Genomic DNA, 19707 nt, shown 5'->3' on the forward strand with positions numbered 1-19707 from the left:
GTCCAATCAAAGCCTTATTCGACAGAAATTGCGTCTCGTTCGAACGGAAAAAGCAGCATTATGTCTAGCAAAGCCAGCAGCACTCCTCCGCCCCCTGGACAATCACCTCAGCCACTCGATGAGACCAACCTCAAGATCTTGGCCGAACTGAGAGACAATGGCCGTATTTCGATGGCTGCGCTGGCGGAACGCATCAACGTGTCTCGAGCGAACGTCTACACCCGTGTCGAACAGATGATGGACGACGGCGTCATCACGGGCTTCAGCGCCCGCGTCGATCCGGCCAAGGCAGGACTCGGGATCTGCGCCCTGGTCTTTCTTTCGGTGCATCCACAAACCTGGAGTTCGTTCCGAAGTCGCATCGAGCAGATGACGGCCATCGAGTCGTGCCGCGTCACGACGGGTGAGCACGACGTGATGCTGCTCATCCGCGGCGACGAGGTGGGTGCGATTCACGACTTCGTGATCGGCGTGCTCGCGTCCTTGCCCGAGGTCAAGTCGGTTGAGACCGTGCTCGTTCTCGATGAGATCTTCGATCGGCCGTTCCTGCTGCCCAGCGACCTTCCCCCGCGGATGCCACCTGTCGCCCCGCTCGGACTGACCCGGTTTACCCGGGTGAACCCGAGCCGGACCAGCCTCGGGCGTTAGCGGCTCAGTTCACCTGCACGCACACACTGTAGCCGGGCACGCCATCAAGAACGAAGTCTTCGACGAGTTCGAGGCGACCGTCTTCGCGCGTCTGAACGCGGGTGCTGCTCTCGCCGAGCAGGGTGGCGTCACTCGCCACGACGTGGTGAACGAAGAACTCGTCAATCACGCCGTCCCGGTAGCGCCCGGCAACGTGACCCGTCGTCACGGTGTCGCCGAAATAGCGTCCCCAGGTGATTCCAGCGGCTTCGAAGAACTCGAAGCGGGTCGGAGTCTCCCCCACGACGCTCGCGGTCGTGGTCGACAGGTCAAAAACCAGCCCGTTGACCGACGGGGAACCTTCGCTCGCCGGAAGTGCAGCATCCCAGCCGCCGGTACTCTCTGCCTCGATGCAGATGCTCGTCTGCGGCTCGCCGTTCTTCTCGAACGTCTCGAAGAGATGCAGCGTGCCCTCTTCGGTGCGCCGCAGCTCACTTGAGGCCGTCCCCAACACGATCTCGTCGCTGTCGGTGAGACGGTGAGCAAAGCTGATCGTAATCTGGTCGCCATCCCTGCGCCCGACGAAACGCCCGACGTTCACGGTGTCCCCCCGATAGGCACCCCAGACCATCTGCCCGTCTTGCTGGTAACGAAAACGCGTCGGGGCGTCGGCAACCTCGCTCCCCGTCGAGGAGGTCATCACGAACTCCAGGCCGTCGATTGACGCGGGAATGGGCGCAGAAATCAGTTCAGTGGTCACGCCCTCGAGTATGAGGCCCTCCACACTCTGTACAGAAATTCGCTTGAATCAGTCCAGAACATCCGGTGAATATGGAGATTCACTCGAAAGTTGAGAGCATAATCGAGTTTCTGCCGACAAAACGTCTAACTACTTTTTGAGCGCACGGATCACGCGCGAGAGTGTGTGGCCGGCCACCCAGACAAACGGGATTCCGACGGTCAACAGGGCGATCAGGTTGGGCTCGAACCTGGCCTTGCCGTTCTCTGTGACGTAGGCGCCGATGGGAACGGCCATGCCACCGCCGCCACCGCCGACCGGTCCTGAACCCTCAGCTTCGCTGTCCTCCCCGCCGCCGAAACCGAATTGCACGAGTGCGACGGGCACAATCGTGACTCCGTCTACGTCGATTGGTTCCCCGTACGCCGACTTCACGCCCATGCTGCCGATGCTTTCCGCGATTTTCAGAACGAAATTGGTCATGCGGCTAGGCTACCCCACCGCCATCCGCTCGCTTCGGTTTCAGTTGTGAGGCCGGACCCACGATTCCGCGGCCGAACTTGGCCCGTACCGAATCCAAGGCGAGCTCGGCCTCGCGCCAGTCCTCGTCGGGGTCCCAGAGCCCTTGGGCGGTTCCCGCACCATCGCCGAGTTGCTCCATCCGCACACCGATCAGGCGCACACGGATGCCGCGGGTCGCGAGGGCGTCGAAACTTGCAGTGGCCTCTTCATAAATGCGGCGGCCGACATTGGTGGGTTCGGCAAGTGTGCGTGACCGTGTCACCGTGCTGAAATCGGGGTAGCGAAGCTTCAGAACGACCGTGCGCCCGACCAGACCCGCTCGTCGCAGCCGACTGCCCACCTCGTCGCTGAGCCGGTGGATTTCACTGTGCAAGACGGCACGATCGGACACGTCGTATTCGAAGGTCATCTCATGGCCGATGCTCTTCTCTTCGCGTTCGACGGTCACCGTGCGTGCGTCTCGCGCCCAGGCCAGCTCGAAAAGCTTGTGCCCGGAAACCTCACCGAGCGAGGACGTCAGAACGGCGAGAGGCGTGTGGGCGATGTCACCGATCGTGCGCACGCCCAGCCGGGTCAGAGCCTGCTCGGTGCTGGCGCCAACTCCCCACATGGCGCCAACGGGCAGCGGGTGCAAGAAATTCAGCGCCTTGTCGGCCGGAATGACCAGCAGCCCATCGGGCTTCGCCCGCCCCGAGGCGAGTTTGGCAATGAACTTGGTCGATGCCGCACCCACCGAACAGGTCAGTCCGGTCTCTGCCTGCACCCGTTGGCGGATCAGCCCGCCGATCGTGGCAGGCGAACCGTGCAGGCGTCGAGCGCCCGCGACATCCAGGAACGCCTCGTCACTTCCGAGCTGTTCGACCAGTGGCGTGAGGTCATTGAAGATGGCCATTACCTGGCGAGAGTAGGCCGCGTAGCGCTCGAAATGCGGCTCGAGCACCACGGCATCCGGGCATTTTCGCAGTGCGATCGACATCGGCATGGCCGAGTTGACCCCGTAGCGTCTGGCGACATAGTTGGCTGCGGTGACGACAGAGCGTCCGGAGCGATGGCCAACGACCACCGGCTTGTGCGCAAGTTCGGGGTGGTCGAGCAACTCGACCGAGGCGAAGAAGGCATCAAGATCGATGTGCAGAATCGTGGCCGAGCTGTCATCAACGGTGCGGGCGGAAATCTGCCGCCCTCTTCCGTCCTGTTTGCTCATGGTGCGACACTAACCGGTAGCGCTGTGAAGGCGAAAAGACGGAATGTTTGGGGCGTGGCGAGGGTTTCAGAAGACAGCGCGCGCGTGCGCAGACAAGAAGGGATGCATCGTGACTGACGACTGGCTGACGTTTCAGGCCCAAGCCCACTCCGAGTTCTCGGCTCGGGTCGACGCCATCACCGATTGGGATGCGCCGACACCCGACACGGAATGGCGGGTGCGCGACCTGGTGCGCCATGTCGTGCTCGAACAGCAATGGATCCCGCCACTGCTTCGGGGCCTTCGTGTGTCTGAAGCCAAGCAGGAGCTCGCGCCACTCGGAAACGATCTTGCCGCCGAATGGCAGCGCTACTCGGCGCTGGCCACCGAAGCCTGGCGCAGCGCCTCCCCCGGCACTCTGGTGCATCTGTCCTACGACACGGTCGCGCTGGAGGACTATCTGCGCGAGCAGGTCTCGGATGTTACGATCCACTCATGGGATCTGGCCCGGGCCACGGCTGCCGATGAGTCCCTCGACGATCGCCTGGTCGAAGCAGTCTGGACGGTGTTCGAACCGCAGAAGGAGACACTTGAAGCGAGCGGACTGTTTGCCTCTCCCGTGCCGCTTGCCGACGACGCTCCGCTGCAGTCGCGTCTTCTGGCATTGACCGGACGCGACGATCGTCGTGACCGATAGCTCCGAGCGCCTGCTGCGACGGCCTCTTTCGTCAAAGAGTGGAGGAATGCTTCCCCGTCGTTGCCGAACGTGACATCGACCGCGTTGCGCCCTTCGCCCTTTGCGACAGCGACTGCTTCCACGCCGGCTCGCTCACATTCAGGTGGCAGCACAATATTCTCACCGTTGATCAATGCGCACTGGGCATCCGACCCGACGCTGCACGTCTCCGATACTGCCAACTCGATCGAACCACCCTGCATCGACGCCGTTTCGTCGGTGGTGCCGGAGGCTCGGCCGACGTGTGCCCCCAACTTGGTCGATGGCCGCAGACCGGCGCCAGGAGCGGTGCGTCCACCCGCGCGCCCGCCCGCACCGCTGGTCGAGCTCACCCGTTGATCGAGCTCACCCGTTGATCGAGCTCACCCGTTGATCGAGCGTGTCGAGATCCCGTGAGCCACCCTCGAAACCGGGGAGCGCGGTCTCGACAAGCTCGACCCACGGGTCGCGGACCAACCCCGCACCCCTCCCCAGATCCAGCCCACCCCGCAGATCCAGCCCTCCCCGCAGATCCAGCCCACCCCGCAGATCCAGCCCTCCCCGCCGATCGAGCTCGTCGAGATCCCGCGAGCCGGTCCCGAGACCGGGGGCCGTGGTCTCGACACGCTCGGCCCACGGTTCGGTGATCGACCCCGCGCACTTCCGCTGATCGAGCCCACACCGCTGATCGACCCCACACCGCTGATCGAGCTCGTCGAGATCCCGTGAGCCACCCTCGAGACCCGCGGGCAGGGTCTGAACGCGGGTGCGTCACTACTCCCTCCACAGACACACGTACGATAGCTTATGCACCGCTACTGAGAAAAGCTCGTAATCATGTTCGTTCTTTGGGAGAATAGAGCTATGTCAATCACCTCCCCACCCCCCGTCTCCGCCTCGGAGCCGACACCCGCCTCGGGTGCGTCGGCACCGACCGCGGCCGCGGTGCTGGCGGTTCTCGAACAGACGCAGGCACTGTGGGCCGGGCTCGGAACCGTCAGCCCCGACCGATTCACCGACGACGACCTCCTCGGTGTGCTCGGCGCGTTCGAAGGCGTGGGCCGGCTGGTTGATGCGGGCCGGGTGGCTGTGGCGGCGACGGTCGAGGAACGCTCCGGCCGGTGGCTGGGCCGGGACTCCCTCGCGGCGAAGCGGGGCTGCACGAGTGGCATCGACCTGATCACCCGGGTCACCCGCATTTCCGGCCGTGAAGCGAAACGGCGCAGCGCGCTCGGCCTGCGAATGCAGGACACGCAACACGTCGGCACGATCATCCCCGCCCTGTTCCCCACGGTCGGTGCCGCGGTCGCCGACGGCTCACTGGGGGTGGATGCGGCGGAGGTGATCATGTCCGGTCTGGCCGAGATCTCCCCGCGTGTTGCCCCCGATGATCTTGCGGCTGCGGAACGCGCTCTGGTGTCTGCGGCGACGGGAACGATTACGGCCGAGAATGAGGGTGAGCCGGGCGCGGGCTTTGCGTTCTCGGCGGACTCACTACGGGTGCAGATGTTGCAGTGGCAGGCGGCGCTGGACCCCGACGGGGTGGCGCCGAATGAGGTCGAGGGTGAGGCGACGAGCACGATCAGTTTCGGCCGCTTCAAAGACGGCGTCTACCCGGTGCGGGGCGGGGTGACTCCTGATCTGTACGGAATCATGAACCTCACCTTCGACGCGTTCATTGCCGCCCGAAAGACTCCCGCGTTTCCGACGGCCGCCGAGCAAGCCCGCGATGAGGCACGCGACGACCGCTCCGAGCAGGATGCCCACGACGGTCCCGACGGACACGACTTGACTGACGAGCGCGACCGCGAGCACGACGACCGTGACCACGAACGCGACGACCACGACCACGACGACCATGACCATGACCATGACCATGACCATGACCATGACCATGACGACCACGGTCAGGGTGCAGCCTCGGCCGAGGTGCCTCTTCCCGGGGCGGCCGGGCATGAGTTCGATGATGTCGACACCCGTACCGCTGGTGAGAAGCGGGCCGATATTCTGCGCGGCATGTTCACCCAGTTGGCCCAGGCCGACGGCACTCCCAGCATTGGTGGTGCACCGCCGACGGTGGTGGTGCATGTGAACGTGAATGATATTGAAGCCGGTCGCGGTGTCGGCTGGATCGACGGCGTCGACGCCCCGATCTCACTTCGTACGGTGGATCAGATGATGTGTGCCGGAGGCACCCAAACGGTTCTGTTCGGTCCGAACGGTGAGGTTCTGACGCTGACCGATCCGCAACGACTGTTCAACCGTGCCCAACGCCGGGCGATCCTCGCCCGCGACGGCGGCTGCGGCGTTCCCGGCTGCGATGCACCCACACAGTGGCTCGAGTTTCATCACGTGATCCCCTGGAGCAAAGGCGGCGTCACCGAAGTCGACAATGGTGTGGCGTTGTGTTGGCGACATCATCACACCATCGAAACCTCCGGCTGGGAGATCCTCATGGTCAACGGCCGACCCCGGGTCAAAGCCCCGGCCTGGATCGACCCGAGCCGCACCTGGCGCGACGCCAACCGCCACCGCACCGACACCCACCGCACCGACTGAACCGCGGCAACGGCGACGAGTCGACCGGGTGCCTGACGCGGCCGGTGCTCGAGAGTTCGGCGTACGCCGTTTAGCGGGTCACTTTCTCTGCCCCGGCAATTTTCTGGGCGACGTAGATCGGGATGATCGAGACGAGCACGAGCACGACGGCGATCACGTTCACGACAGGGGCTTGGTTCGGCCGGAAGAGATTGTTCAGGATCCAGATGGGCAGGGTTGTAACACCCGCGCCAGCCGTGAATGTGGTCACGATGATCTCGTCGAAACTCAAGGCGAAGGCCAGCAGACCACCGGCCAGCAGTGCAGAACGCAGCTGCGGAAAGGTGACAAGCCGAAATGTTGTCCAGAGGCCGGCGCCGAGGTCGGCCGAGGCATCCTCGAAGTTGGTGCCAAGCCGGCGCAACCGGGCGATCACGTTGTTGAAGACCGTCACAATGCAGAAGGTTGCGTGCGCAATCACGACGGTCATGAGCGACAGCTGCACGCCCAGGATGGTACGGAAGCCATTATTGAGTGCCAGTCCGGTGATGATGCCCGGCAACGCGATCGGCAGAATGACCAGCAAACTCACGGCGTCGCGGCCGAAAAAGTCGAACCGCGAGAGCCCGAGCGAAATGAGCGTGCCCAGCACCAGGGCGACGGTCGTGGAGAGCAGAGCGATCTGCACGCTCGTGAGAACGGCATCCAACGCACCCTGGCTTTGGAAGGCTTTGCCCCACCATTCGAGCGTGAAACCGGGAATGGGCCAGGTGAGATTCTGGCTGGTGCTAAACGAGTTGAGAAGAACGACGAGGAGCGGCAGATAGACAATGGCCAGGATGACGGCGGTGATTCCGCCGAGCAAGACCCGGGAGGGGCGACTCAGACGCACGGGATGCTCCTACAGGTTGTTCAGCGCACCGGTGCGGCGAACCGCGGCCAGGTAGGCGAAGATGATCAAGATCGGGACGAGGGCGATGGCTGCAGCCAGCGGCAGGTTATTCGCTGCCCCGACATTGGTATACACAAGGTTTCCTAGCATCTGGTTCGCACCACCCACGATGTTCACCGTGATGTAGTCGCCGAGCGACAGCGAGAAACTGAAGATCGAGCCGGCGATAATCGCCGGCCAAATCATGGGCAGCACGATCAGACGCAGAGTCGGAAAGGTCCTGCCGCCCAGGTCGCCGGATGCTTCAAGCAAGGAGTCCGGCACGCGTTCCAGCCCGGCATAAATCGGCAGGATCACGTAGGGCAGCCACAAGTACGAGAGCGTGATGATGGTGGCCGGAAGGCCATAGCCGGGGCTCTGACCCCCGAACGGCGAGACCAACCAGTCGAAGATGCCTCCCTGCGAGAGCACCGAACGCCAGGCGTACGCCTTGACCAAGTAGCTGGCCCAGAGCGGCATGAGGATAGCGATCACCAGGATGCGCTGCATCCGTGGGCTCGCCACCTTGGCCATGTAGAACGCGATAGGCAGCGCGATGGCCACGTCGATCACGGTGACGAGCAACGCAACTCCCACTGTGCGCAGCGTCACTGTTTGGTACAGCGAACCGGTCAGCACCGTGATGATGTTGTCGAGCGTCCAGGTTTGAGAGATCTGGCCCGTGAAACTATCCACGGTCCAGAGCGCAGTGATAAGCAGCGCGGCCAACGCCGCGATGTAGACCAGACCGAGCCAGAACAATGGCGCGGAGAGAATCAGGGAGAGTCGCACCCGTGGGTGCTTGCTGAGAAAGATCGATCCGCGCCTGGCCATCGATTCCCGAGGTGCGGGAACGGCGGGCCGTGCGACGGATGTCGTCACATCAGTCATTCAACTTCTCGATTCTTCGTGCGTGCCAACTGAGCTACCGACTGACTCGGTCTGGTGCGGCGTCATCAGCCCTTGATTTCCTGCCAGGCCGTTGTCCAGGCTGCGTAGTCGGTGCAGGTCACATCGGTGCGTCCATCCAGGCACTTCGCGATCGGGGTCGACCAGTACCAGATCTGCGACGCGTAGTCGGCGTCGCCGGCGTGGAAGGTGGCGCAGTGATCGGGGTTTTCGGTGAAGTCACAGGCCCCAATATTCGACGGCGCTTCACCGAAGTACTCGGTTGCCGCAGCGTTGGCTTCCGGGCTGGCAATGTAGTTGAGCCAGGCGTACGCGCAGTTCGGGTTCTTGGCCTTTGACGCAATCATCCAGGTGTCGGACCACCCCGTGGTTCCTTCGGACGGAAGCACAACCTCGGCCTTGGTTCCCTCCGAGAGTGAGTTGCGGATCACCTGCCAGGTGGTTCCGACGACTGAGTCGCCGGTTTCGAAGGCCTGGATCTCCTTGAGGTAGTCCGACCAGTACTCGCTGACGTTCGGGCGCTGCGCCTTCAGCAGGTCGACAGCCGCAGCAAGCTGCGTCTCGTCGAGCGCGTATGGGTTGGTGATGCCGAGGTCGGGCTGGTGAGCCATCAGATAAACAGCGGCATCTGCGATGTAGATCGGCGAGTCGTAAGCGGTCACCTTTCCGGCGTAGTCCGACGACTTGTCGAACACGACATCCCACGAGGTCGGGGCCGGGCTGACGACATCCGTGTTGTACATCAGCAGATTGGCGCCGTACCCGTGCGGGATACCATAGGAGACACCGTCGACACTGTTCCAGGCCTTCATCTTCAGGAAGTCAAAGATGCCCGAGTAGTTCGGGATGAGATCGGTATTCACCGGAGCGACGTCGCCCGCAGCAACCAGACGCAACGATGCGTCACCTGAGGCGGCGACAACATCGTACTCGCCAGTCTTCATCAGGTTGAAGGCCTCGTCGCTCGTGCCATAGGTCTTGCTCGTGACCGTGCAGCCCGTGTCCTTCTCGAACGCACTCACCCAATCGACGTTGGGGTCGTTGCTGCCATCTTCGACGTAGCCGGGCCAGGCGAGAAGGGAGACCTGCCCTTCGTTATCACCCAGCTTCGCCTGGGCCTTGGTCTCGCTGGGTGCGGCGGCGCTGGTGCCGCAGGCCGTGAGGAGCAGGGCCGCAGAGACCACTGCCAGTCCGCTCATCAGCGCTGATGCGCGGCGTGCTGTGTACCGTTTCATTGCTTTCTCCGTTGTTTGGGTCGTGCGTGTGTGAAAAATGGTGTGGGCGTGTCAGGCGAGAGCAACGACGTCACGGTCGTGCCAACCCACATGCACACGGGCGCCGCGCTGATCGATGTCAACTCGGTGCGCGTCGTTCTGTTCGAGGGCCGTGACACGGATGCCGGCATCCAAGTCAATGATGAGCCGGGTGCCGCTGCCGACGTAGATGACCTCGGCGAGGGTGCCCACGGCGGTTCGGTCGGTGACGGCGGTTGACGCTGAGCTGCCGATTCGAGAGACAACCATCTTCTCGGGGCGCACCGAGTGCGTCCCGCTGCGACCGAGAAGCCGGGCGGACACCGCGTTGTCGAACAAGTTCGAGGTCCCCACGAACGCGGCGACAAACGGGGACGACGGGCGCTCATAGATCTCAGCGGGACTGCCGAGCTGCTCGATGCGCCCGTTGTTGAACACTGCGATGCGATCGCTCAGCGTCAGTGCTTCTTCTTGATCGTGTGTGACGAAAATGAATGTGATCCCGAGATCGCGCTGAATTTCTTTCAGTTCGACCTGCATCTGTTCGCGCAGCTTGAGGTCGAGGGCGCCCAACGGCTCGTCAAGCAGTAGTGCCTTGGGCTGCACGACGGTCGCCCGGGCAAGAGCGACACGCTGACGCTGACCACCCGAGAGCTGGGCCGGCTTGCGCGCACCGTACTCGCCCAGACGAACCTTTTCGAGCGCCTCCTGGGCCAGCGCGTGACGCGCCTTCTTGGCGACGCCGCGCACCCGAAGGCCATAGGCCACGTTGTCGAGAACACTCATGTGAGGGAACAGGGCGTAGTCCTGAAACACCGTGTTCACGTCGCGGTCGAACGGTGCCCGCCCGCTCACATCACGGCCGAACAGCTCGATGGTGCCCGCGGACGGCTGCTCGAATCCCGCGATGAGTCGCAGAACCGTCGTCTTGCCCGAACCGGACGGCCCGAGCATCGAGAAGAACTCGCCTTCAGCAATATCAAGGTCGACGCGGTCGACAGCGTTCACTGTGCCGAACGTCTTCGTCAGGCCGGTCAGCCTGATTGCCGGTGTTGCACCTATCACGTGTGTTGCCTCTCTCAGCCGCAGATCCGTGCGATTTCAAAATCATATGGAAACAGATGTCTAAAAGCTAGTGCCAGATGTTACGGTCGAGTTACAACATGGGAGAGGGCCCTGCATGCCTCAGTACATCGGCTCGGGCGGAGCGGCCCGTGCTGCGGTTTTTGCGCCCCTCGAGGGCGCGGGTCGCGCGGAGTTGGTGAGCCAGCGTCTCACCGATGCCATCGTGCTCGGAGTACTCGGCAACGGCGAACGTCTTCCCAGCGAAGCCGACTTGGCCAAACAATTCGGGGTCGCAACGGTCACCGCCAGGGAAGCGCTCGAGACTCTGCGCGACAACCGCCTGGTTGTCACCCGCCGTGGTCGCGACGGCGGAAGCTTCGTCACCTTCACCGACCAGGACTACCCCGCGCTCCTCGCCGAACGGCTGCGCGCTCTGTCACGGGTCGAAATTCGTGACATCGGGGTGCACTACTCCGCGATCGCCTCGATGGCTGCCGAACTGGCGGCCGACCGCTCCACCCCGGCCGACGCCGAAAACCTTCGTCGCCTGCTGGCCACGATCGACCGCGCTCACGAGGGGTCGTGCCGTCGCGGTCAACTCACGTTTAGCCTCGATGTTGCAGCTCTGAGCCAATCGGCTCGCCTGGTGCGCGAAGAGCTGCGGATGCAGGCCGAATTCGGTTCGTTCATTTGGTTGGGACTGCGCGAGCAACCCAATCGCGATCGAGCGGCCGACCGCCGAAAACAGATTGTGGCCGCCATCGAAAGCGTCGACTCCGATGCCGCGCGTCGCGCCACCGCCATCCTGATCGACGAGGCGATCGAAGCCCTCATCGATGCGAAAACAGAACTCGAACTAGAGAGAGACTCGTGAACAACGTCGTGCACACGTCCATTGCCGAGAGCGCGCTCGCGGTCAGCGCGCTCTTCGATCGCACCTTCGCCCAGATCGACCTGTGGAATCAGCTCATCGAAGACTTCATTTCCCGACGTGCAGACGGTCTCCGACACGAGGACATCGACGCACTCGTTGGCGCGCAGGTCACGCCCCTGCTGGGTGACCCCACAGGTTTGGTGATCGGAGCGGGGTTCGTCGCCCGGCCACATTTCATTCCGGATGCACCGTGGCACCTGGCCTGGTGGCTGGGCGATCGCAACACCTTTGGCACACCGAGCGAGCTGGGAGCGACCCGTCGACTCCAGGTGCTCGCAGACCCGAGCGCTGACGGATTTCGGGACTATACGACACTCGAATGGTGGCGCACGCCCCTTCTCACCGGGGCCCGACACATCACAGGCCCCTTCGTCGACTACCTCTGCACCGACGAATACACGCTCACCATCACGACTCCCGTCAGGCTCGGGAGCGAGATCGTTGGTGTTGTCGGCGCCGACATGTACGTGCGGGACTTGGAGCGAAATCTCCTCCCCCAACTGCACACCGCGCGCTCGACGACGACTCTGGTGAATCCCGACGGACGCGTTCTCGTCTCGACCGACGCTCGATTGGCAACAGGTTCGCTCCTGCGTCTGCGCGGACTGACCGAACCGCAGCCTTCTGACCGCAACCACGCCCCCCGAGTCCTTGACGAAGGCTATGAAGTCGTCGAGTGCGGATTAAGTGGCCTCCTTTTGGTTTCCGCGCTCACCGAGCCCTAAGCGCTCTCCGCGGCTGCCGCCGCCTGCTGCTCCCGATCCTCCTGACACTTTCTAAAACTTTTCTGCTCCCGCTGCATCCAAACCGATGCCCCCGAGAGAAGTAGTTATGAAAGCAACATTTCGCCCTCGGGCATTAGTAGGAGGAAGAACAATGCGCAAGCTACTCGCCACCGGCATCGCCGCCGGAGCCTTCATCGCGGTTGCCGCTCTCGTACCGGCACACGCGGCTGAGGGTGACGCCCAGCTGTCGGTACTGCATGGCATTCCTGACCTGACCGTCGACGTCTACGTCAACGGTGAACTCACGCTCGACAATTTCACCCCGGGAACGCTCGCGGGTCCCCTGTCGCTGGCCGCCGGCACGTACAGTGTGGCCATCACTGCGTCCGACGCAACGGATGACTCGAACCCCGTGCTCGGCCCGATTGACCTTCCACTGGCTGCGGGTGGGAATTACACGGCCGTGGCGCACCTCACCGCAGCGGGCGAACCCAGCGCCACACTCTTCACGAACGACATCTCGATGCTGGATGCCGGGCAAGGTCGCCTCACCGTACGTCACGTAGCAGCGGCCCCCGCAGTCGATATCCTCGCCGGTGGCAGCCCGGTCATCACCGACCTGGTGAACCCTGATGAGAAGGTGTTGAACCTTCCTGCTGGCGTCGTGTCAGCCTCTGTGGCTGCAACGGGAACGACCGCTCCGGTCATCGGGCCGGCTGATGTCAATGTCGCCGAGGGAGTGAACACCATTGTCTACGCTTGGGGCAGCCTGGAAGCCAACAACCTCCAGCTCGCCATCCAGACGATTGACGGGTTGCACTCCAACCCCACCAGCATCCCCGCAGGATCAGCCGGTCTGGTAGCCACGAACTCTCCCTTCGATGCAACAGGCCTGTGGATCGGCGCTGGCTTTGCCGGGCTGCTGGTCGCTGCTGCCGGTGCCGTCGCCGTTCGTGCCCACGCACGCCGCTAAGCTGCCCAGGAGCTCCAGGATGAACGCCGCAACGAGAATCTTCGGGCTTCTCGTTGCGGCGTTTGCCGTGCTCGTGACCTCGGTCGGCTGTGCGGGTGCTCCCACGAAAACGTCGAGCGACGCCCAGCAGCCTGCCCAGGCTCCGAGTGCCTCAGCCGCAGTTCCCTCATCGCCGCCGACCGCCCAGGTGGATGTTCCACGGGTGAACGCCGGGATCGATTCGCAACAGCCCGAGGCCGTACCGCCGGTGCGCCTACGGATCGACGCACTCGACGTCGATATGACCGTCCAGCCCGTCGGACTCGCCGAAACCGGGGCGATGGCTCTTCCGGAAAACCCCGCTGATGCTGCCTGGTACCGTTACGGCGCGTGGCCGGGCAGCGACAGCGGCAGCGTTGTCATCGCGGCCCACGTTGATTCCCTCCGGTACGATCTAGGCCCCCTCGCGAGGCTTCCGCTGGCAACTCCCGGAACCGAGGTCGTCGTCACGACCACTGATGGCACCGACGTGATCTATGAGGTAGCGCAGGAGGGCCTTGTCATCAAGAACGATGTTCCGTGGTCCAGCGTCTTCGACCGAACGGGGGCGCCGCGTTTGACGATCGTTACCTGTGGCGGGGAGTTCGACTACGAGCGACTCACGTATCTCTCCAACGTCATCGTCACGGCGCTGCCCCGAATGTGAACCGGTCAGTAGACTGGGGCAGCCATCGAACAACCGAAAGAGTTCGCACTGATGAACCACCCCGAAGACACCTCTGTTCGATGGCGGAGGGAATGAGAGACAGGTGACCGCATTCCACGACGACTCTGCGCTATCGCTTGCCTTTTGCTCCGGAGACGAACGCGCCCTGTCCGATGCGTATGAACGATGGGCCCCGCTCGTGCATACCCTCGCGCTGCGCTCACTCGGCTCGACCGCAGATGCGGAAGATGTGACTCAGCAGGTCTTCATCTCTGCCTGGCGCGGGCGCGCCACATTCGATTCGGATCGTGGTGCCCTCGGTTCCTGGTTGGTGGGAATCACGCGGCGTCGAATCGCGGATGCGCTGGAAGCCCGGTCACGAACGCAGCGTGTACACGATGCGAGCGCTCACGCAGCGATCACCGCCAGCCACGTCGTCGACGGCGATCTGGTTGATCGTTTGGTGTTGGCCGATGAACTGGCCCGGCTCGAAGAGGTGCCGCGACAGGTGATGACCTTGGCGTTCTACGGTGAGTTCACGCATTCCGAGATCGCTGACACCACCGGGTTACCGCTCGGTACCGTGAAGAGTCATATTCGACGAAGCTTGAGTCGGTTACGAACCCGTTTGGAGGTGAATGATGCATCTTGATGAAGAGACCGTGGTCATGATTGCTCTGGGTGATGGCGAGCTTACTCGCGACCAACGCGACCATGTCTCCGCATGCCCACGTTGCACCGCCGAATTGGCGGCGATCCACAGCCTCGTGACGACGGGCCGTGCTGCTGTCGGCGAGAAACTTGAGATGCCGGCGACGGGAGTCTGGCGCGCGATACATTCCGAACTTGCTCTGACCGATGCCGTGGCGAAGGACCCCCTCCAAACCACGGACCCGCCGACACCCCGAGCTGAGAGGTCTGCATCCGTCACCCCTCTCCACCGCGACCGGAGTCGCTCCGGTGGTTTTAGACAATGGTGGCCGCTGGCCGCTGCCGCCCTGTTCGTGGGTATCATCACCGGAGTGATCGGCACGAACCTGTGGCCGGTCGCAACGGAACGAGTCTTGGCCGAGGCGTCATTAGAGCCGTTCCCGAACTGGAACGCTTCCGGCTCTGCCACACTCGCCGACATCGATGGATTGCGTCAGTTGCAGGTCAATTTAGATGCCCCGTCGGGCGGCCTGCGCGAGGTGTGGCTGATTAATCCAGAGACGTCGGGGCTCGTGAGCCTCGGCTTGCTCGACGGGTCACGCGGACAGTTCAGCATCCCGAGCGATGTCGACCTGCGCCAATACTCGGTGGTGGACATCTCGCAGGAGCCGGACGACGGAAACCCCGCTCACTCCGGCGACTCGATCGTGCGCGGCTCGTTCACTGAACCCGGCTCCACCGGCCCGTGAACACGGGCGCTCGGCCGTTATCCGAGCGAGGTGCCGAACACCAGGCCGAGCAGGTAGGTCACGGCGGCAGCGCCGAAGCCGATGGCCAGCTGACGCAGCGCCCGTTTCAGCGGCGGTGCGCCAGACAGCAGGCCGACGACGGCCCCCGTTCCCAGCAGCGCGAGGCCCACCAGAAGCGCTGCGACGATGATCGCCGCGAGGCCCTGCATGCCGAGCAGATACGGCAGTACGGGCAACAGCGCGCCTGAGGCGAAGAAGCAGAAGCTCGACACTGCGGCGCTGATGCCGGTGCCGATCGCTTCATGCTCGTCGATCACCGAAGCCAGCGAATCCTCCGGCACCGCCACCGCACCGGTGGCTGCGGCGACGCCACGCAGCACCTCACGTGCGTGCTGCTGGGCCTCGACAGGAGACATTCCTCGGGCCCGGTAGACCAGCGTGAGTTCGTTGGCCTCGAGGTCGAGGTGCGGCAGTGCACTGCTGGTTTCAGGATTCGGCGATGACGCCTCCAGCAGCTCCCGTTGGGAGCGCACCGAGACGTACTCCCCCGCGCCCATCGAGAGAGCGCCCGCCAGGAGCCCCGCCAAACCGGTGAACAAAATGGTGACGGCCGGCACGCCGGTGGCTCCGATGCCGAGCACCAGGGCCAGGTTGCTCACCAGGCCGTCGTTGATGCCAAACACCGCGGCGCGAAACGTGCCGGACATCCGCAGTCGCCCCCGAGCAGCCAAACCGCGAACAACCTCTTCGTGAATGCGTTCGTCGGCTGCCATCGCATTTGTCGCATCGAGGTCAGCCTCATACGGCGAACGCGCCTCCGCTCGCTGTGCGAGGGCCAGCACGAACACCGAACCGAAGCGCCGGGCGAGGAAGCCGAGCAGCCGGGTGCGGAGTGCCCCCGGCCGTGACGCGCCGACCTGTTCGCCGAGAAGCTGACGCCAATGCGCCTCATGGCGGCCCTCAGCCTCAGCAAGGGCAAGGAGAATCTCGCGTTCCTCGCCGCTGCGACGCCGTGCGAGGTCCCGGTAAACCGCGCCCTCAGCCTGCTCATCGGCGAGATACCGTCGCCACCGGCGAATATCGGAGTCGCTCGGAACCCGTGCCGCTTCCACCTACGCCTCGGGCGCGATCTCGAGCTGGCCTTCCGGCACACGCGCAGAATCGTGCGGTCCCGAGCCGTCGAGGCCGATGAACGGTTCCTCAAACTGCACTTCCCACACCGGTTCACGCCTGCTGAGCGGCGCGAAGAACGCCGCTCCCAGCGTCTCGCCGGGAGCGACGATCACACCCGCTGGGTCAAGAATGAGCGTGCCGGGATAGTTGCTCCGATCCAGTCGAACCACGACCTGCACGCCAACACCGAAACCGGTGCCGGCGTGCGAGGTCGCGGACTCGTCGGAGTCGCGTCGTCGACGCATGCCTAGTTCGCGCTTCCCGCGCGTTCAAGCACAAGTTCGCGCACTCGGGCGGCATCCGCTTGGCCCCGCATGGCCTTCATGACGGCGCCGATCACAGCGCCGGCGGCCTGCACCTTCCCGTCGCGAATCTTCTCCATGACGTCGGGTTGGCTGGCGAGTGCCTCATCGATCGCCGCGATCAGCGCGCCATCATCAGAGACCACGGCCAAACCGCGGGACTGCACGACCTCGGCCGGAGTTCCTTCGCCGGCGATGACACCCTCCAGCACCTGGCGAGCCAAGCGGTCGGTGAGGGTGCCGGCGTCGACCAGTTCGATCAGTGCGGCGACCTGAGCCGGCTGAATGAGTGCATCGGATGCCACACCCTGCGCATTGGCCAGGCGAGCAATCTCACCGGTCCACCACTTGCGGGCAGACTGAGCGCCGGCGCCGGCGGCGACAGTCGCCTCGACGGCATCAAGCAGGTCGGAGTTCACCACGTCCTGGAATTCCAGGTTCGCGAAACCCCAGTCGGCTTGGAGTCGCTTCCGGCGGGCGGCGGGCGGTTCGGGCAGGGTCGCCCGAAGCTCCTCAACCCATTGGCGCGACGGTGCCATTGGCAGCAAGTCGGGCTCCGGGAAGTAGCGGTAGTCGTCAGCGTCGCTCTTGGGACGACCCGCGCTGGTCACGCCCGTGTCTTCGTGCCAGTGCCGGGTCTCCTGCGTGATGGTTCCACCGGCGGAGAGCACGGCAGCTTGGCGCTGAATCTCGTAACGCACGGCGCGCTCAATCGAACGCAACGAGTTGACGTTCTTGGTCTCGGTGCGAGTGCCGAGTATGCCGGATCCACGCGGGCGCAACGACACGTTGGCGTCGCAGCGCACGTTACCCTCTTCCATGCGCGCGTTCGAGACGCCGAGCGCCTTGACGATCTCGCGCACAGCGGCCACATAGGTCTTGGCAATCTCCGGCGAATCGGCCTCGCCGCCCTCGATCATGCGGGTGACGATCTCGACAAGCGGCACGCCACCACGGTTGTAGTCGACGAGCGAGTAATCGGCACCCTGGATGCGGCCCGTCGCGCCACCCTTGTGAGTGAGCTTTCCCGCGTCGTCTTCCATGTGGGCGCGTTCGATCTCGACGGTGACCACGCGGCCACTCTCAAGTTCAATGGTCAAGGAGCCGTCGAAGGCGATCGGATCGTCGTATTGCGAGGTCTGAAAGTTCTTCGCCGTGTCGGGGTAGAAGTAGTTTTTGCGGGCGAACCGCGAGTTCTCGGCGATCTCGCAGCCGAGGGCCAGGCCCAGACGGATGCTCGACTCGACCGCCTGCTTGTTCACCTGCGGCAGTCCGCCGGGCAGTCCGAGGCAGGTCGGGCAGGTGTTCGTGTTGGCACCCTGGCCGAATTCGTTGGCACAGCCGCAGAACATCTTGGTCTTGGTGTTGAGTTCGACGTGAACCTCGAAGCCGAGCACCGGCTCGTACAACTCGAGGGCCTTGTCGTAGTCCATCAGTGCAGCCTTCTTCATCAGAGGGTGCCCCCTTCGGTGACGAATGCTCGGTCAGTGCCGAGTGCTGGGTGGTTCAGTGTGGTGCCCGGCACGAGTGTGGGTGTCTGGCTGAGCAGGGTGTGACCCCAGTTCGACTCGACCAGACGCTCGATGGCGGCGCCGATCGTGTACAGGCGAGCATCGGCACGGGCCGGTGCCATGATCTGCAGTCCGACGGGCATGCCGTCTTCGGGGGCGAGACCGATCGGCAGGCTCATTCCGGGAATGCCGGCCAGGTTGGCCGGAATCGTCGTGATGTCATTCAGATACATCGCCATCGGGTCGCTGACCTTCTCGCCCAGCTTGAAGGCGGTGGTGGGCGCACTCGGGGAGATGAGCACGTCGACCTGGCTGAACGCCGCAGCGAAGTCACGCTGAATGAGTGTGCGCACCTTCTGGGCGCTGCCGTAGTACGCGTCGTAGTAGCCAGCCGACAGGGCGTAGGTACCGAGGATGATGCGGCGCTTGACCTCGGGACCGAAACCGGCCTCACGGGTGGCGGCCATCACGCGCTCGCTCGTCATCGATCCATCGGCCGGGTCGACACGGATGCCGAAGCGCACCGAGTCGAAGCGGGCCAGGTTGCTGGATGCCTCCGCGGGAAGAATCAGGTAGTAGGCGGCGACGGCGTGCTCGAAGTTTGGCGCACTGACCTCGGTGATCTCGGCGCCGGCTTGGGTGAGCATCGCGACGGTCTCGTCGAAGCGCTGCGTGACGCCGGCCTGGAAGCCTGCACCGTTCAGTTCTTTCACGATACCGACACGCACGCCCTTCAACGCTCCGTCGGCGAGGCCGGCCTGTGCCGCAGCGGTCATCGACGGCCAGGCATCCGGCAGCGACGTGGAGTCCAACGGGTCGTGCCCGCCGATTACATCGTGCAAGAGTGCGGAGTCGAGCACCGTGCGTGAAACCGGGCCGACCTGGTCGAGCGACGAGGCGAGGGCGATGGCGCCGTAGCGCGAGACGCCACCGTAGGTGGGCTTGACGCCGACCGAACCGGTGACGGCGGCAGGCTGACGGATCGATCCGCCCGTGTCGCTGCCGAGGGCCAGTGGCGCCTCGAAGGCGGCGACCGCCGCCGCCGAACCCCCACCGGAGCCGCCGGGGATCCTGTCGCGATCCCACGGGTTGCGGGTCGGGCCATAGGCGGAGTGCTCGGTCGAGGACCCCATGGCAAACTCGTCCATGTTGGTCTTGCCGAGTGGGATCAGGTGCGCCGCGCGCAACCGGGCGACGACGGTGGCGTCATAGGGCGGAATCCAGCCCTCGAGAATTTTGGAGCCCGACGTGGTGGGCATGTCGTGCGTGGCCAGCACGTCTTTAATGGCGATCGGAACGCCGGCCAGCGGGCCGAGTTTCTCACCGGATGCGCGCCGCGCGTCGACGTCGGCGGCGGTAGCAAGTGCCGCGTCCTCTGCCACGTGCAGAAACGCGTGAAGGTCGCTGTCGACCGCACTGATGCGGTCGAGGTGGGCACGCGTGACCTCGACACTGGAGACGGATCCGTCGCCAAGGAGGGTGCTGAGGTTCGCTGCGGACAGCGTGATCAGGTCGGTCATTG

At 64.1% G+C, this 19707-nt stretch carries 20 protein-coding genes; 9 read left to right on the top strand and 11 right to left on the bottom strand.

Annotated features, from left to right (window positions below; translation table 11 throughout):
• Positions 1 to 60 precede the first annotated feature (60 nt).
• Entirely contained in the window at positions 61 to 648 is a 588-nt protein-coding gene (locus HNR05_RS05830; protein WP_179578165.1) for an Lrp/AsnC family transcriptional regulator, read from the top strand.
• Between the two features lie 4 nt (positions 649 to 652).
• On the opposite strand, the gene HNR05_RS05835 is transcribed toward HNR05_RS05830, so the two are convergent.
• The 3 genes from HNR05_RS05835 to HNR05_RS05845 form a co-directional block, all read right to left on the bottom strand.
• Positions 653 to 1387, bottom strand: coding sequence for an avidin-fold protein (locus tag HNR05_RS05835; RefSeq protein WP_218868820.1), 735 nt, complete (start codon positions 1385 to 1387; stop codon positions 653 to 655).
• 129 nt (positions 1388 to 1516) lie between these two features.
• Positions 1517 to 1849 (bottom strand): spore germination protein GerW family protein, encoded by a 333-nt coding sequence (locus HNR05_RS05840; protein WP_179578166.1) that lies wholly within the window; start codon positions 1847 to 1849, stop codon positions 1517 to 1519.
• Positions 1850 to 1853: 4 nt separating this feature from the next.
• A complete protein-coding gene (locus tag HNR05_RS05845; protein WP_179578167.1) occupies positions 1854 to 3092 on the bottom strand; it encodes a DNA polymerase IV in 1239 nt (412 codons plus the stop codon).
• Positions 3093 to 3201: 109 nt separating this feature from the next.
• Here HNR05_RS05845 and HNR05_RS05850 point away from each other — a divergent pair, with 109 nt between their 5' ends.
• On the top strand, positions 3202 to 3768 hold the full coding sequence (locus HNR05_RS05850) for a TIGR03086 family metal-binding protein (RefSeq protein WP_343062478.1): 567 nt from the start codon (positions 3202 to 3204) through the stop codon (positions 3766 to 3768).
• Between the two features lie 882 nt (positions 3769 to 4650).
• The gene (locus tag HNR05_RS05855; RefSeq protein WP_179578169.1) at positions 4651 to 6345 is read left to right on the top strand and encodes an HNH endonuclease signature motif containing protein; all 1695 of its coding nucleotides are present in this window, start codon (positions 4651 to 4653) and stop codon (positions 6343 to 6345) included.
• A gap of 70 nt (positions 6346 to 6415) precedes the next feature.
• Here HNR05_RS05855 and HNR05_RS05860 read toward each other — a convergent pair whose 3' ends face one another.
• The 4 genes from HNR05_RS05860 to HNR05_RS05875 form a co-directional block, all read right to left on the bottom strand.
• On the bottom strand, positions 6416 to 7216 hold the full coding sequence (locus tag HNR05_RS05860; protein WP_179578170.1) for an ABC transporter permease subunit: 801 nt from the start codon (positions 7214 to 7216) through the stop codon (positions 6416 to 6418).
• A gap of 9 nt (positions 7217 to 7225) precedes the next feature.
• Positions 7226 to 8146 carry an ABC transporter permease gene (locus HNR05_RS05865; protein ID WP_179578171.1) on the bottom strand — a complete coding sequence of 307 codons (921 nt, stop codon included), beginning with the start codon at positions 8144 to 8146 and terminating at the stop codon, positions 7226 to 7228.
• 65 nt (positions 8147 to 8211) lie between these two features.
• Entirely contained in the window at positions 8212 to 9399 is a 1188-nt protein-coding gene (locus HNR05_RS05870) for an ABC transporter substrate-binding protein (RefSeq protein WP_179578172.1), read from the bottom strand.
• Between the two features lie 51 nt (positions 9400 to 9450).
• The gene (locus tag HNR05_RS05875; RefSeq protein ID WP_179578173.1) at positions 9451 to 10482 is read right to left on the bottom strand and encodes an ATP-binding cassette domain-containing protein; all 1032 of its coding nucleotides are present in this window, start codon (positions 10480 to 10482) and stop codon (positions 9451 to 9453) included.
• Between the two features lie 115 nt (positions 10483 to 10597).
• Between HNR05_RS05875 and HNR05_RS05880 the strand changes: the two genes are divergently transcribed.
• The 6 genes from HNR05_RS05880 (at position 10598) to HNR05_RS05905 (ending at position 15199) form a co-directional block, all read left to right on the top strand.
• Positions 10598 to 11356, top strand: a complete 759-nt coding sequence (locus tag HNR05_RS05880; RefSeq protein WP_179578174.1) for a FadR/GntR family transcriptional regulator — start codon at positions 10598 to 10600, stop codon at positions 11354 to 11356.
• Positions 11353 to 12141 (top strand): cache domain-containing protein, encoded by a 789-nt coding sequence (locus HNR05_RS05885; RefSeq protein WP_179578175.1) that lies wholly within the window; start codon positions 11353 to 11355, stop codon positions 12139 to 12141. The genes HNR05_RS05880 and HNR05_RS05885 overlap by 4 nt, the downstream gene beginning before the upstream one ends.
• A gap of 151 nt (positions 12142 to 12292) precedes the next feature.
• The gene (locus HNR05_RS05890) at positions 12293 to 13114 is read left to right on the top strand and encodes a DUF4397 domain-containing protein (RefSeq protein ID WP_179578176.1); all 822 of its coding nucleotides are present in this window, start codon (positions 12293 to 12295) and stop codon (positions 13112 to 13114) included.
• A 19-nt stretch (positions 13115 to 13133) separates the two neighbouring features.
• Positions 13134 to 13799 carry a class F sortase gene (locus HNR05_RS05895; RefSeq protein ID WP_179578177.1) on the top strand — a complete coding sequence of 222 codons (666 nt, stop codon included), beginning with the start codon at positions 13134 to 13136 and terminating at the stop codon, positions 13797 to 13799.
• Positions 13800 to 13902: 103 nt separating this feature from the next.
• The gene (locus tag HNR05_RS05900) at positions 13903 to 14451 is read left to right on the top strand and encodes a sigma-70 family RNA polymerase sigma factor (RefSeq protein ID WP_179578178.1); all 549 of its coding nucleotides are present in this window, start codon (positions 13903 to 13905) and stop codon (positions 14449 to 14451) included.
• Positions 14438 to 15199, top strand: coding sequence for an anti-sigma factor domain-containing protein (locus HNR05_RS05905; RefSeq protein WP_179578179.1), 762 nt, complete (start codon positions 14438 to 14440; stop codon positions 15197 to 15199). The genes HNR05_RS05900 and HNR05_RS05905 overlap by 14 nt, the downstream gene beginning before the upstream one ends.
• 17 nt (positions 15200 to 15216) lie before the next feature.
• On the opposite strand, the gene HNR05_RS05910 is transcribed toward HNR05_RS05905, so the two are convergent.
• From HNR05_RS05910 to gatA, 4 genes are read right to left on the bottom strand one after another with little or no spacing between them, the layout of a single operon-like run.
• Positions 15217 to 16311: a VIT1/CCC1 transporter family protein gene (locus tag HNR05_RS05910; RefSeq protein WP_179578180.1), complete on the bottom strand. Its 1095-nt coding sequence runs from the start codon at positions 16309 to 16311 to the stop codon at positions 15217 to 15219.
• A complete protein-coding gene (locus HNR05_RS05915) occupies positions 16312 to 16617 on the bottom strand; it encodes a hypothetical protein (RefSeq protein ID WP_179578181.1) in 306 nt (101 codons plus the stop codon). It lies immediately after the preceding gene.
• 2 nt (positions 16618 to 16619) lie between these two features.
• Complete coding sequence (gene gatB / locus HNR05_RS05920) at positions 16620 to 18125, bottom strand: Asp-tRNA(Asn)/Glu-tRNA(Gln) amidotransferase subunit GatB (RefSeq protein WP_179578182.1); 1506 nt, start codon at positions 18123 to 18125, stop codon at positions 16620 to 16622.
• Positions 18125 to 19705 carry an Asp-tRNA(Asn)/Glu-tRNA(Gln) amidotransferase subunit GatA gene (gene gatA / locus HNR05_RS05925; protein ID WP_179578183.1) on the bottom strand — a complete coding sequence of 527 codons (1581 nt, stop codon included), beginning with the start codon at positions 19703 to 19705 and terminating at the stop codon, positions 18125 to 18127. Before gatA ends, gatB begins: the two co-directional genes overlap by 1 nt.
• Positions 19706 to 19707: the final 2 nt, after the last annotated feature.

This window comes from Leifsonia psychrotolerans, assembly GCF_013410665.1.
Classification (GTDB): domain Bacteria; phylum Actinomycetota; class Actinomycetes; order Actinomycetales; family Microbacteriaceae; genus Cryobacterium; species Cryobacterium psychrotolerans_A.